The sequence below is a fragment of the Streptomyces sp. NPDC001443 genome (assembly GCF_053597355.1).
In genome coordinates, this window is the sequence record NZ_JBSFIA010000071.1 from 15,092 (window position 1) to 27,824 (window position 12,733).

The window sequence follows — 12,733 nt, forward strand, 5'->3', positions numbered from 1 at the left end:
CGAGGCGCTGTCGGCTACCGCGTCCCGCGCTGAAACGAGTCCCTCCTACGCCTCCCCCACAGAGCCGGGCGGCGGTCCCGCCTCCTCGGTGACGAGTCGCGGGGAGGGCTCCGGTGCGACTCGCCGGACTCAGACGAAGGCTGTGACGTCCACCGGGGCCACGGGGGCTTCTCCGGGGCGGGCGACACGGCAGTCGCGGCACCACGCTCCCCGGAACGGCGCCCGGAAGACCCTGTTGCAGCCGCCCCCGCAGTCCGCCCAGTCCTCCATGCCGGGTGGGCGGGGCAGCGGCCGACTCAGGAGCGGCCCGCCCCCATCGACCCCCGGAAGGGGCGGCAGTGCCGGTGGGAGCAGATCCAGCAGGCGGTTACGGAGAAAGCCGGCCGGGTTGCGTACCTGGAGGGGAAGGCCGTTGGTCAAGGCGTAGATCACCGACGATCTGCCGAGACCGTTCTCGAACCAGGGGACGACCAGGGGAGCCAGCCGCCGTACCTCGCGCCCGGACAGCGTCAATTGGACATCGGTCCGACGCAGCCCGGCAAGCAACGCTTCGGCCTTGTCGTGGTGCTCGCCGCGGGGCGGCCCCGGCTCGACGACGGTCGGCTCGGGAGACCTGGCAGGCGGCCCGGCAGACCCGGTCGCGGTGACCGGTCCTCCGCCGCCGTGTACGACGTCGGCTGCCACGACCGGCTCGGACACGGCGCCGGGGGACGGCGCAGCCGTGATCGTCGGGGGTGCCGGGGCCGCCGGGGCGGGGGCCGTTTCCGACTCTCCCTCCCGCCGGGCCCTGGTGAGCGCGGGGGCGTGGTACGCGAACGTACGCGTGACCACCCGCCCGGAGGGAAGCCGCTCCCGCACCCGCTCGACATAGCCACGCTCCTCCAGCTCCCGCAGCGCGCAGGCGATCCGGGCCCGCCCCTCGGGGAACCACTCGGCGAGGCTGCGGATGTCGACCCGCGCGCCCTCGGGCAGCGACAGGATGTGCACGGCGATCCCGATGGCGGCCGCGGAGAGCCCGCGGTACTGGGCGAGGTGGTTGCCGACGATCGTGTACCGGTCGGGCTGGTACTCACGTACGTGCCTGACACCGGAGTGGGTGGCGTTGTGCCGTACTCCCTGACTCGGGGGCAGGGCATCGATAAGCTTGGTCGCAGCCATGGGGAAGGGTCTTCTTCCTCTTTGGTCAGGCCCTCGCACTGGGATTGCCGTCCCGGCGGGGGCCGAAGCATTTGCGGGGATGTGGAGTTGTGGGCGTTGCCTGCGGCGAGAGTGCCCGCCCGAGCCTCCCGTGCGCCACCCGAACCGACCGCTTTCACCCGCTCGTGTGACATACACGAGGTTTGGTTGGTTGGAGGGTTTTCTTTCCGGAGTTCTTTGGTCTTTTACCGCCCGTCGCACCGACGCCCAGGCCACCGGAGACCGCGTTTCCGGGCTCCGGTACGGGCGTCATCGACGAGGCCCCAGATCGAGTTCCGCCCACACGGTCTTGCACGGGACCGGCCCGGCCCGCACGCCCCAGCGGTCCGCGAACTCCTCCACGAGCAGCAGCCCGTAACCGGACTCGTCCTGCCCCTCGCAGGCGCCCCGCACCCGGGTGGGCCACCGGTCCCCCCGCGTGTCGACGACCTCCACCCGCAACGTCCGGGGAGCGAGGACGGAAAGGGCGAGGCGGAAGCTCCGGCCGGGCACGCGGCCGTGCAGCACGGCGTTCGTGGCGAGTTCGGCGACGACGAGCCGGGCCGGATCCAGGGGCAGCCCCCAGTCGTGCAGTTCCCCGGCCGCGAGCAGCCGGGCGAGGCGGGCGCCGCGCCGGGTGGCGGAGAGCGGCACCGAGAAGTGGTGGAGCGGGGGGTGGACAGTTCGCTGATTCACGTCACTCAGCGTGCTCTTCCGTACGTAACCTGTGAAGCGCGATGGCCCGTGCGGACGGTGTCCGTCCGGGTGGCGTCCGGTTCTGTCCGGGCCGTACGGGGTGACCGGGGAACGGGCGTCGAGGTTGGGCGGGCAAGCGCGTGGCGGAAGGGCGGCGGGCGTGAGCGTGTGGGACGCGGGACCGGAGGACGACGAGGAAGCCGGGGCGGTGATGAGGACCGTCCAGCGCCAACTGAAGCTGTGGCGCGAGTCGGCCGGCCTCACCCAGGCCGGGTTCGGGGCGGCCATCGGGTACGGGGAGGAACAGGTCTCCGCCGTGGAGCGCGGGCGGCGCATCCCCCGGCCCGAGTATCTGGACCGCGCGGACGAGGTCCTGTCGGCGGGCGGCCGACTCGCGGCCCTGAAGGAGGACCTGGCCGAGGTCCGCTACCCGAAGAAGGTGCGGGACCTGAAGAAGCTGGAGGCGGACGCGGTCGAGCTTTGCGCGTACAACAACTCGGTGATTCAAGGGTTGTTGCAGACCGTGGAGTACACGCGGGCGATCTTCAACGCACGCCGGCCACCGTTCACCGATGACGAGGTGGAGCAGCAGGTCGCGGCGCGCTCGGCACGTCAGAAGATTCTTGATCCGTCGACGGGACCACGCGTCTTCAGCTTCGTTCAGTGCGAGTCGACGTTGCGCAGGCCCATTGGGGGCAGGATGGTCATGCGACAGCAGCTCGAACGGCTGCTGGAGGTGGGTCAGTGGCGCAACGTGGACCTTCAGGTCCTGCCCCTCGACCGCGAGGAGAACGCGGGAACCGACGGTTCGTTCAGGCTCCTCAAGCTCAGGAACGGAGCCACTGTTGCGTTCAGCGAGGCACCTCTCAGCAGCCGGGTGACGACCGACCCCAAGGAAACGACGGTCCTCGACATCCGCTACGGAGTCATCCGCGCGCAGGCTCTCAGCCCTCAGGAGTCGTTGGCCTTCATCGGCAAAGTACTGGGAGATACGAAGACATGACCCTCAAGGCTTCCGCGGCCGACGGCAGTCCGGCGTGGATAAAGAGCAGCTACAGCACGGCTGACGGCCCCGACTGCGTCGAAGTGGCCGCCCACCCGGACGGGATCCTCGTCCGCGACTCCAAGAACCCCGACAGCCCCCGTCTCGCCCTCGCGCCCACCGCCTGGGCGGCCTTCCTGCCGTACGCGTCCGGCCGCTGACGTCCTCGCCCGACGAAGAACGCCCCGCCGTCCCGATACGGGACGGCGGGGCGTGCACTTCGACGGCGCGGGTGCGGTCAGGTCGTGGACCGGCGCCTGCGTGCTCCCGGGCGGCGCTCGCTCGGGCGGGTGACCGGGTCACCGGCCTCCTGCGCGGACGCCCTGCGCCGCAGCCCGAACTCGGCCAGCGCCTCCGCCAGCTTGTGCACCGACGGCTCCGGCGCCATGACGTCGACCCGCAGCCCGTGCTCCTCGGCGGTCTTGGCCGTGGCCGGGCCGATGCACGCGATCACGGTGACGTTGTGCGGCTTGCCCGCGATACCCACCAGGTTGCGCACGGTGGAGGACGACGTGAAGAGCACGGCGTCGAAGCCACCGCCCTTGATCGCCTCCCGGGTGTCGGCCGGCGGCGGCGACGCCCGCACGGTGCGGTACGCCGTGACGTCGTCGACCTCCCAGCCCAGCTCGATCAGCCCGGCGACGAGCGTCTCGGTGGCGATGTCGGCCCGGGGCAGGAAGACACGGTCGATCGGGTCGAAGACCGGGTCGTACGGAGGCCAGTCCTCCAGCAGACCCGCGGCCGACTGCTCGCCGCTGGGCACCAGGTCCGGCTTCACACCGAAGGCGATCAGCGCGTTCGCGGTCTGCTCGCCCACCGCGGCGACCTTGATGCCCGCGAAGGCGCGCGCGTCCAGGCCGTACTCCTCGAACTTCTCCCGGACCGCCTTGACGGCGTTGACCGAGGTGAACGCGATCCACTCGTAGCGGCCCGTGACCAGGCCCTTGACCGCGCGCTCCATCTGCTGGGGCGTGCGCGGCGGCTCGACGGCGATCGTCGGGACCTCGTACGGCACCGCGCCGTAGGACCGCAGTTGGTCGGAGAGCGAAGCCGCCTGCTCCTTCGTGCGCGGCACGAGCACCTTCCAGCCGAACAGCGGCTTGGACTCGAACCACGACAGCTGAGCGCGCTGGGCGGGGGCGGAACGCTCACCGACCACGGCTATCACCGGCCGGCCGCCGTCCGGGGACGGCAGGACCTTCGCCTGCTTCAGCGTCTGCGCGATCGTGCCGAGCGTGGCCGTCCAGGTCCGCTGCCGGGTGGTCGTACCCGCGACCGTCACGGTCAGCGGGGTGTCGGGCTTGCGGCCCGCGGACACCAGCTCGCCGGCCGCGGCGGCCACCGAGTCCAGGGTCGTCGACACCACGACGGTCCCGTCCGACGCGCCGACCTCGGTCCAGCACCGGTCCGAAGCGGTCCGCGCGTCGACGAACCGTACGTCCGCGCCCTGCGCGTCGCGCAGCGGCACACCCGCGTACGCGGGCACGCCGACGGCGGCCGCGATGCCGGGGACGACCTCGAAGGGAACGCCCGCGGCGGCGCAGGCGAGCATTTCGGCGGCGGCGTACGTATCCAGTCCGGGGTCCCCGGACACCGCACGCACGACCCGCCTGCCGCCCCGCGCGGCCTCCATGACAAGATGTGCGGCATCCCTCACTACAGGGACACCAGCGGTTGTTGACGCGCTGTCAACGACCGTCAGCTGTGGCGTGCCTGCGCCCGGGGCCGGATCCGACGAGGGATCCGTCTCCGTGTTCACGACGGCGACGCCTGGTCGGGCGTGCGTGCGTACGACGTCGAGCACCTCGTGCTCGGCGACGAGGACGTCCGCGTGCGCCAGCGCCTCGACGGCGCGCAGAGTCAGCAGTCCCGGATCCCCGGGTCCGGCACCAAGGAAGGTGACGTGCCCGTGTTCCGGACCGGTGGGAAGGGTGGTGGGGCTCACCGTGCTTGCTCCCCCATCAGACCGGCCGCGCCCTGGGCGAGCATCTCGGTGGCGAGTTCGCGACCGAGCGCCATTGCCCCGTCGTGCGTCTCGGGCACGGGACCGGTGGTGGACAGCTGCACCGTACGGGTGCCGTCGGGCGTACCGACGACTCCCCGCAGGCGCATTTCGTTGACAATCTGGCCGTCGTCCAGAAGGTCGGCCAGCGCGCCCACGGGGGCGCTGCAACCGGCCTCCAGGGCGGCGAGCAGTGACCGTTCGGCGGTCACGGCGACCCGCGTGAACGGGTCGTCGAGCTCGCCGAGTGCCGCGATGAGGTCCGCGTCGTCCGCGGAGCACTCGATCGCCAGGGCCCCTTGGCCGGGGGCGGGCAAAACCGTGTCGACCGACAGGAAGTCGGTCACCTCGTCGATGCGGCCGAGGCGGTTCAGGCCGGCCGCGGCCAGCACGACCGCGTCCAGCTCACCGTCGCGCACGAAGCCGATCCGCGTGTCCACGTTCCCGCGGATCGCGACCGTCTCGATGTCGAGCCCATGGCTGCGCGCGTAGGCGTTGAGCTGCGCTGCGCGGCGCGGCGAGCCGGTGCCGATCCGGGCCCCGCGGGGCAGATCGGTGAACTTCAGCGCGTCGCGGGCGACGATGACGTCGCGCGGGTCCTCGCGCAGCGGGACGGCGGCCAGCGCCAGCTCCTGCGGCTGCGTGGTCGGCAGGTCCTTCAGCGAGTGGACCGCGAAGTCGACGTCGCCGCGCGTCAGGGCGTCCCGCAGGGCGGTCACAAAGACGCCCGTGCCGCCTATCTGCGCGAGATGTTCCCGGGAGGTGTCGCCGTACGTGGTGATCTCGACGAGCTCTACGGGCCGTCCGGTCACCTGGCTCACGGCGTCCGCCACCTGCCCGGACTGGGCCATGGCGAGCTTGCTCCGCCTGGTCCCCAGCCTCAGTGCCTTCTGACTCATGCTGGCCCTCGGTTCTTGGCGTTCTTCTCGATGCTGTCCTCGGCCCGGGAGACGGAGGCCACCGTCTCCGGGTCCAGGTCGAACAGGGTGCGCAGCGCGTCCGCGTACCCGGCGCCGCCGGGTTCGGCCGCGAGCTGCTTGACCCGTACGGTCGGCGCGTGCAGCAGTTTGTCGACGACGCGCCGCACGGTCTGGGTGATCTCGCCGCGCTGCTTGTCGTCGAGGTCGGGCAGCCGTCCGTCGAGCCGGGCGATCTCGCTCGCGACGACGTCGGCGGCCATGGTGCGCAGGGCGACCACGGTGGGCGTGATGTGCGCGGCCCGCTGGGCCGCCCCGAAGGCCGCGACCTCGTCGGAGACGATACGCCGGACCTGGTCCACGTCGGCCGCCATCGGCGCGTCCGCGGAGGCCTCGGCGAGCGTCTCGATGTCCACCAGGCGCACCCCGGCCAGCCGGTGCACGGCGGCGTCGACGTCACGGGGCATCGCGAGGTCGAGGAGGAAGAGGACCGGCTCGGGCCGCGGGGCCTCGGCCGACGGCTCGGGCCTGCGGCGCTCGGGGACACGGCCGACGGAGGCCGCCGTCGCGGCGAGCGCGGTGATCAGTTCGGCGTCGGCCTCGGCCGCGTCCCGCTGCGTCTCGCGGCGGTCGACGGTGACCGTGCCGTTGTCGACCCAGGCCGCGTGCTGCTCCAGCGTCGCCGCGTCCATCCCGGCGACGGCCGCCTCTCCCATCACGGAGAAGCCGGACTGTACGGCGGCCAGGTCGAGCGGGCAGTTGTCGTCGGCGCCGGCCGGGGCCGACGGCAGCGGCCGCGCGTCCGTACGAGCGCTGCCGGGCCCGCCGGTGGCGTCGGCCGAGCCCGCGAGCGTCGCGGCCGGGCGGCCGGGACGGCCCGCCAGCGCGGCGGCGATGGTCTCCGCGCCGAGCACGATCCCGGTCGCGCCGGTACACGAAACGGCGATATCGGCACGTGTCAGCTCGGCGGGCACGGCGTCCATCGACACCGCCCGGGTCACGACGTGCGTGCCGTCGTCGGCGTCGTCGTCGAGACGCTGCCCGTACTGCTCCTCGAGCAGCTGGGCGAGGCGCTCGGCACGGTCGGGGGTGCGGTTGGCGATCACGATCTCGCCGACCCCGGCTCGCGCGAGCGTCGCGGCGGCCAGCGAGGACATCGAACCGGCCCCGATCACCAGCGCCGACCTGCCCCGGGCCCAGGCGCGCACGTCGGCGCCCCCGGAGAGCTGCTCCAGGCCGAAGGTGACCAGGGACTGCCCGGCGCGGTCGATGCCGGTCTCGGAGTGGGCGCGCTTGCCGACCCGCAGGGACTGCTGGAACAGGTCGTTCAGCAGCCGCCCGGCGGAGTGCAGCTCCTGCGCCTTGGCGAGGCCGTCCTTGATCTGGCCGAGGATCTGCCCCTCGCCGACGACCATGGAGTCGAGCCCGCAGGCCACCGAGAACAGGTGGTGGACGGCCCGGTCCTCGTAGTGCACATAAAGATAAGGAGTGAGCTCCTCCAGCCCCACCCCGCAGTGCTGGGCGAGCAGGGTGGACAGCTCGGCGACACCGGCGTGGAACTTGTCCACGTCGGCGTACAGCTCGATGCGGTTGCAGGTCGCCAGGAGGGCTGCCTCGGCGGCCGGCTCGGCGGCGACGGTGTCCTGGAGCAGCTTGAACTGGGCGTCCGCGTTCAGCGAAGCGCGCTCCAGCATGCTGACCGGGGCGCTTCGGTGGCTGAGTCCCACGACGAGAAGGCTCATGCGGGCATCACGGCGGGTACGTCCCCGTCGGGTCCCTGCTCGGCGGAGTCCTTGCGGACGACGGCGGCCGCGGTGGCGCCCTCGGCGTCCGCGGCCTCCTCGCCGGCCTTGCGCTGTTCGTGGAAGGCGAGGATCTGCAGCTCGATGGAGAGGTCGACCTTGCGCACGTCGACGCCGTCCGGCACGGACAGCACGGTCGGCGCGAAGTTCAGGATGGAGGTGACCCCGGCGGCCACGAGCCGGTCGCAGACCGGCTGGGCGGCACCGGCGGGCGTGGCGATCACACCGATCGACACGCCGTTGTCCTTGATGATCTTCTCGAGTTCGTCCGTGTGCTGGACCGGGATGCCCGCGACGGGCTTGCCGGCCATCGCCGGGTCGGCGTCTATCAGCGCCGCGACCCGGAAGCCACGGGAAGCGAACCCGCCGTAGTTGGCGAGGGCGGCACCGAGGTTTCCGATACCGACGATCACCACGGGCCAGTCCTGGGTCAGGCCCAGCTCACGGGAGATCTGGTAGACGAGGTACTCGACGTCGTAGCCGACACCGCGCGTTCCGTACGAACCCAGGTAGGAGAAGTCCTTGCGCAGCTTGGCGGAGTTGACTCCCGCCGCGGCCGCGAGCTCCTCGGAGGAGACCGTGGGCACCGAGCGCTCCGACAGTGCCGTCAGAGCGCGCAGGTACAGCGGAAGCCTGGCGACGGTGGCCTCGGGAATCCCTCGGCTACGGGTCGCCGGTCGGTGAGTTCGGCCAGTTGCCACAGTGCTCCTGCGGGTAGAGCGGGGCTGTGGGCGGTCGTATGTCCCCAGACCGCCCCGTCGAATGCAGGCTATGTCTTTGTGAACGTGTGCACAAAGATGGTGTCCGATTTGCCCAGCCAAAGTGACCGGGGTCACGCACCCGCGACGCGAGTGAGGGAACCCGGCGCACACGCAGCGCTGCTCCTTGTTTACCAGGGGCAAAAACGCACACTCTCCTCACGAATCCCGCCCCCGAGGCCAAATCACCATCGATCCTAAGCGACTTTCCCGGCTACTTGGACTAGTCGGTCAGTGCTTTGCGCAACCTTCGCTCGTCCACGCGCCAGAAGGTGTGCTGCCGTCCGTCCACCAGGACGACGGGGATCTGCTCCCAGTACTGGTCGTGGAGCCCCTGGTCCTGCGTGATGTCCTTGCGCTCCCACGGCACGCCGAGCTCGCCGCAGACCTTTTCGATCACGATCTGTGCGTCATCACACAGATGACACCCCGGCTTGCCGATGAGCGTGACCACGCGCTCCGAGGGGGACTTGCGCCGAAAGAGGGGACTCATGCCCCCCATTCTCGCGCCCCGCGGGCCGGTTCTTTAACGGCCCGGTAGCGGAGAGTTCACACCGTCCAAACCTCGCGACTCCGGAAGCACCGAACAGAATGGCTATGCTCACGCCATGGCCGCTCTCGGATGGCTCACTCCCCGTAGGCGCTCCGCCACGGCGCGGAGCGTGTTGGCAGGCGAGGCCTCGGCGGAGGCGGCGCGCAAGTCGTCGCAGCCGGAGGCCTCCGCCCAGGAGCCCGATTTCCCCGTGCTCGGCGACGAGAAAGCCGCCGCGTTCTTCGACCTCGACAACACCGTGATGCAGGGCGCCGCGCTGTTCCACTTCGGCCGGGGCCTGTACAAACGGAAGTTCTTCGAGACCCGCGACCTGGCGAAGTTCGCCTGGCAGCAGGCGTGGTTCCGGCTGGCCGGCGTCGAGGACCCCGAACACATGCAGGACGCCCGCGACTCGGCCCTGTCCATCGTCAAGGGCCACCGCGTCTCCGAGCTGATGTCGATCGGCGAGGAGATCTACGACGAGTACATGGCCGGCCGCATCTGGCCCGGCACCCGCGCCCTCGCCCAGGCCCATCTGGACGCGGGCCAGCGGGTCTGGCTGGTCACGGCGGCACCCGTGGAGATCGCCGGGGTGATCGCCCGCAGGCTGGGCCTGACCGGCGCGCTGGGCACGGTGGCGGAGTCCGTAGACGGCATCTACACGGGCAAGCTCGTGGGCGAGCCGCTGCACGGCCCGGCCAAGGCGGAGGCGGTACGCGCCCTGGCCGCCGCGGAGGGCCTGGACCTCTCGCGCTGCGCCGCGTACAGCGACTCGCACAACGACATCCCGATGCTGTCGCTGGTCGGCCACCCCTACGCCATCAACCCCGACGCCAAGCTGCGCCGACACGCCCGGAGCCTCGACTGGCGCCTGCGCGACTACCGCACGGGCCGCAAGGCGGCCAAGGTCGGCATCCCCGCGGCGGCGGGCGTCGGCGCGGTGGCGGGCGGCACGGCGGCGGCGATCGCCCTGCACCGAAGGCGCCGGTGACCGCCGCCCGAGGCCGAAGGCGCCGGTGACCGCCGCCCGGACACAGCGGCAATACACGCGACCCACGGGGCGTGGGGACCGGTCCGACGGTCCCCACGCCCCGATTCGGTCACGCCCGCTCATGAAGCGGCCATTCGCGGGGACGTACCCGCCCCCCGCCCCGCCCAGTCCCCTTTACCCGACCCGGCCACAACACGCCTGGACCCACTCTCAACCCGAAGATTTCCGATCAACAATCGCTCACTCTCCGGTACACGATCGGGCGTCAATCAGTTGCAGAAGCGACGTAATCGACGATTTGAGCAACTGGGTGTAGCAGTGCCTGCACGAAGCGTTATTCTCCTCAGACGCAATCCGGTACCCCTCCGTCGTCACGACGGGTGAACGGTTCCGCACTGCACGTGATGGAAGCTCTGCCTCTGGGAGTCCCGTGTACCCACACGTCGGGGTTGACGCCTCGGGCCTGGCTACGCTGCGCGCAACGGTCGCTACGCTCAAAGATCTGTTGCGCGGCTTCGTCCCCACCGCGTACCCCGTCCCCGCCGGCCACTACGCCCCCGCCTTCGCCACCACCACCCCCCTCGGCCCGTGCTACGCACTGGCCGAGGGCAGCGCCACGGTCGGCAGACGAGGACGTTCGGCGAGCACCGGCACCGGTGCCACCGTCCGCCGTCCGGCCGCGGACAGCGACAGCGCCCGCATGATGGACCTCGTGGAGCGCGCCCAGTCCGGCGAGACCGAGGCCTTCGGCCGGCTCTACGACCAGTACAGCGACACCGTGTACCGCTACATCTACTACCGGGTGGGCGGCAAGGCGACCGCCGAGGACCTCACCAGCGAGACGTTCCTGCGTGCCCTGCGCCGCATCGGGACCTTCACCTGGCAGGGCCGCGACTTCGGCGCCTGGCTGGTCACCATCGCCCGCAACCTCGTCGCCGACCACTTCAAGTCGAGCCGCTTCCGGCTGGAGGTCACCACCGGCGAGATGCTCGACGCCAACGAGGTCGAGCGCTCCCCGGAGGACTCCGTCCTGGAGTCCCTCTCCAACGCCGCCCTGCTCGACGCCGTGCGCCGGCTCAACCCCCAGCAGCAGGAGTGCGTGACACTCCGCTTCCTCCAGGGGCTCTCCGTCGCCGAGACCGCACGCGTGATGGGCAAGAACGAGGGTGCCATCAAGACCCTCCAGTACCGCGCCGTCCGCACCCTGGCCCGGCTCCTCCCGGACGACGCCCGCTGACCCGGCGGACACTCTCCGCAACCACAACTCACGTTCAGTGAAAGACTGTTGACTTCGCGATCCGATCATCCGTCGTCCGTAACCCAAGTGCCGCGCCGCTCGTTGTGCGGGATGCAGGCTCCCTGTGGTCACTCCCTGGCCGACTTCGATCACTCGTTCGTATGGGCATGGGCAGGGTGTGCAACCCTCAGGACCCCCTGGGGAGCCGACCGTCATGACGAGAGGAGGTGCCGCCAGTGATCGCGAACGTTTCGGCACACCGGCGGGCGAACGCCTTCGCCCAGGCCCTGGAGGAGCTGTCCGACCTGGGCACGGCGGCCGAGCAGTCCGAAGGACCGGCTCTGTCGTCCCCGGCTGCTGCGGAACGGACCGAGCAGGGTCAGCTGCTGACCTTCGCCACCGGTCTCGGCGCACTGCCCAAACCGGAGCTCGACCCGGAGGTCAAGGTCGTCCAACGCGCCCGGTTGGTGGCCGCGATGGAGACCATGCTCCGCGAGGGCACGCTGGGCGACGGGGCGACGGACACCGCGGTGCCCGAGCAGCGCTCCAGGTCACGGGGCGCACACCGGGCGACAGGACTCGGCAAGTTCCGGCCACGCTCCCGCCTGGCCAAGGGCCTGACCGCGGGCGGACTGAGCGTCGGCGTCGCCGCGGGAGCCTTCGGCGGAGTCGCCTCCGCCAGCTCCGACGCGCTGCCCGGCGACTCGCTCTACGGACTCAAACGCGGCATCGAGGATTTCAAGCTCAACCATCTGACCGACGGGGACGACGAACGCGGCCGTTCCTACCTCGACCAGGCCTCCACCCGGCTGAGCGAGGCACGCCGACTGATGGAGCGCGGCCGCAGCGGCCCCCTCGACCACGAGTCCCTCAGCGAGGTCCGCCGTACCCTGTCCGGGATGCAGCACGACGCGACCGAGGGCCACCGACTGCTGCACGCGGCCTACGAACGCGACCCCGAGTCCCTGGGCCCCATCCAGGCCCTCTCCACGTTCTCCAGCTCCCACCGGGAGGCCTGGGGCGCACTGCGCGAACAGCTCCCGGTCCAGCTCGGCGACGTCAGCGACCAGGTGTCGTCCGTCTTCGACGCCATAGACGAAGAGGTCGCCCCGCTGAAGTCCATGCTCCCGCAGACCCCGCCCCGGACCGGCGGAGGCCAACGGCAGAGCCCCGGCTCCACGTCCGACGGTTCGTCCGGCGCCCACCGGTCGGCCTCACCCAGCACCGGCTCCGACACCTCCGACACCGACCGCTCCGGCACCGGCGGGCCGAGCAAGTCGGCCGGCACCGGCAGCGAAGGCGACGGGCTGCTCGGCGGCAGCACCGGCGGTCTGCTCGACCCGCCCAAGGACACCGGCAGCGCCTCCCCGTCCACGAGCCCGTCGACCAGCCAACCCGACGTCACCCTCCCACCGTTGCTCCCGGGCCTGCTGCCCGGCCTGGGCATCGACAGCCAGGACGCCGGCTAGACACGACGGCGACAGCGGTACGGCGATCCGTGTCGCCGCCACAGGCCGGACTGCGCGGTGAACTGGTCGAGGGACGGCTCACGGCGGGCGCCGACATCGCCTACGACCGGC

At 71.3% G+C, this 12,733-nt stretch carries 12 protein-coding genes and 1 pseudogene; 6 read left to right on the top strand and 7 right to left on the bottom strand.

The genetic code is table 11. The annotated features are described in order from the left end of the window. Positions 1-129 precede the first annotated feature (129 nt). A complete protein-coding gene (locus tag ACWC24_RS40145) occupies positions 130-1,158 on the bottom strand; it encodes a helix-turn-helix domain-containing protein (protein WP_450667861.1) in 1,029 nt (342 codons plus the stop codon). Positions 1,159-1,446: 288 nt separating this feature from the next. Further along, on the bottom strand, positions 1,447-1,872 hold the full coding sequence (locus ACWC24_RS40150) for an ATP-binding protein (protein ID WP_450667862.1): 426 nt from the start codon (positions 1,870-1,872) through the stop codon (positions 1,447-1,449). A gap of 160 nt (positions 1,873-2,032) precedes the next feature. Between ACWC24_RS40150 and ACWC24_RS40155 the strand changes: the two genes are divergently transcribed. Next, on the top strand, positions 2,033-2,875 hold the full coding sequence (locus tag ACWC24_RS40155; protein WP_450667863.1) for a helix-turn-helix domain-containing protein: 843 nt from the start codon (positions 2,033-2,035) through the stop codon (positions 2,873-2,875). Next, complete coding sequence (locus ACWC24_RS40160) at positions 2,872-3,075, top strand: DUF397 domain-containing protein (RefSeq protein WP_375974334.1); 204 nt, start codon at positions 2,872-2,874, stop codon at positions 3,073-3,075. The genes ACWC24_RS40155 and ACWC24_RS40160 overlap by 4 nt, the downstream gene beginning before the upstream one ends. Positions 3,076-3,152: 77 nt before the next feature. Here ACWC24_RS40160 and ACWC24_RS40165 read toward each other — a convergent pair whose 3' ends face one another. From ACWC24_RS40165 to ACWC24_RS40185, 5 genes are all read right to left on the bottom strand, one after another. After that, on the bottom strand, positions 3,153-4,859 hold the full coding sequence (locus tag ACWC24_RS40165) for a uroporphyrinogen-III synthase (RefSeq protein ID WP_450667864.1): 1,707 nt from the start codon (positions 4,857-4,859) through the stop codon (positions 3,153-3,155). Further along, positions 4,856-5,815, bottom strand: a complete 960-nt coding sequence (hemC, locus tag ACWC24_RS40170) for a hydroxymethylbilane synthase (protein ID WP_450667865.1) — start codon at positions 5,813-5,815, stop codon at positions 4,856-4,858. The genes ACWC24_RS40165 and hemC overlap by 4 nt, the downstream gene beginning before the upstream one ends. Further along, positions 5,812-7,575, bottom strand: a complete 1,764-nt coding sequence (locus ACWC24_RS40175) for a glutamyl-tRNA reductase (RefSeq protein WP_450667866.1) — start codon at positions 7,573-7,575, stop codon at positions 5,812-5,814. The genes hemC and ACWC24_RS40175 overlap by 4 nt, the downstream gene beginning before the upstream one ends. Then, the gene (locus tag ACWC24_RS40180) at positions 7,572-8,336 is read right to left on the bottom strand and encodes a redox-sensing transcriptional repressor Rex (protein WP_450667867.1); all 765 of its coding nucleotides are present in this window, start codon (positions 8,334-8,336) and stop codon (positions 7,572-7,574) included. The genes ACWC24_RS40175 and ACWC24_RS40180 overlap by 4 nt, the downstream gene beginning before the upstream one ends. Positions 8,337-8,616: 280 nt before the next feature. Then, on the bottom strand, positions 8,617-8,895 hold the full coding sequence (locus ACWC24_RS40185) for a glutaredoxin family protein (protein ID WP_450667868.1): 279 nt from the start codon (positions 8,893-8,895) through the stop codon (positions 8,617-8,619). 106 nt (positions 8,896-9,001) lie between these two features. Between ACWC24_RS40185 and ACWC24_RS40190 the strand changes: the two genes are divergently transcribed. The 4 genes and pseudogenes from ACWC24_RS40190 to ACWC24_RS40205 form a co-directional block, all read left to right on the top strand. Then, positions 9,002-9,916 (top strand): HAD family hydrolase, encoded by a 915-nt coding sequence (locus ACWC24_RS40190; RefSeq protein ID WP_450667869.1) that lies wholly within the window; start codon positions 9,002-9,004, stop codon positions 9,914-9,916. A 430-nt stretch (positions 9,917-10,346) separates the two neighbouring features. Beyond that, complete coding sequence (locus ACWC24_RS40195) at positions 10,347-11,153, top strand: ECF subfamily RNA polymerase sigma factor, BldN family (protein WP_450667870.1); 807 nt, start codon at positions 10,347-10,349, stop codon at positions 11,151-11,153. A gap of 236 nt (positions 11,154-11,389) precedes the next feature. Beyond that, positions 11,390-12,622 (top strand): DUF5667 domain-containing protein, encoded by a 1,233-nt coding sequence (locus ACWC24_RS40200; protein ID WP_450667871.1) that lies wholly within the window; start codon positions 11,390-11,392, stop codon positions 12,620-12,622. After that, positions 12,622-12,733 (top strand): annotated as a pseudogene (locus ACWC24_RS40205) (transcriptional regulator); the annotation flags it as partial. The gene ACWC24_RS40200 and the pseudogene ACWC24_RS40205, both read left to right, overlap by 1 nt.

Bases quoted from the DNA above. Each gene is read 5' to 3' on its own strand.
- ACWC24_RS40175 (WP_450667866.1), bottom strand. From the start codon at position 7,575: ATGAGCCTTCTCGTCGTGGGACTCAGCCACCGAAGCGCCCCGGTCAGC.
- ACWC24_RS40190 (WP_450667869.1), top strand. From the start codon at position 9,002: ATGGCCGCTCTCGGATGGCTCACTCCCCGTAGGCGCTCCGCCACGGCG.
- ACWC24_RS40185 (WP_450667868.1), bottom strand. From the start codon at position 8,895: ATGGGGGGCATGAGTCCCCTCTTTCGGCGCAAGTCCCCCTCGGAGCGC.
- ACWC24_RS40160 (WP_375974334.1), top strand. From the start codon at position 2,872: ATGACCCTCAAGGCTTCCGCGGCCGACGGCAGTCCGGCGTGGATAAAG.
- hemC (WP_450667865.1), bottom strand. From the start codon at position 5,815: ATGAGTCAGAAGGCACTGAGGCTGGGGACCAGGCGGAGCAAGCTCGCC.
- ACWC24_RS40145 (WP_450667861.1), bottom strand. From the start codon at position 1,158: ATGGCTGCGACCAAGCTTATCGATGCCCTGCCCCCGAGTCAGGGAGTA.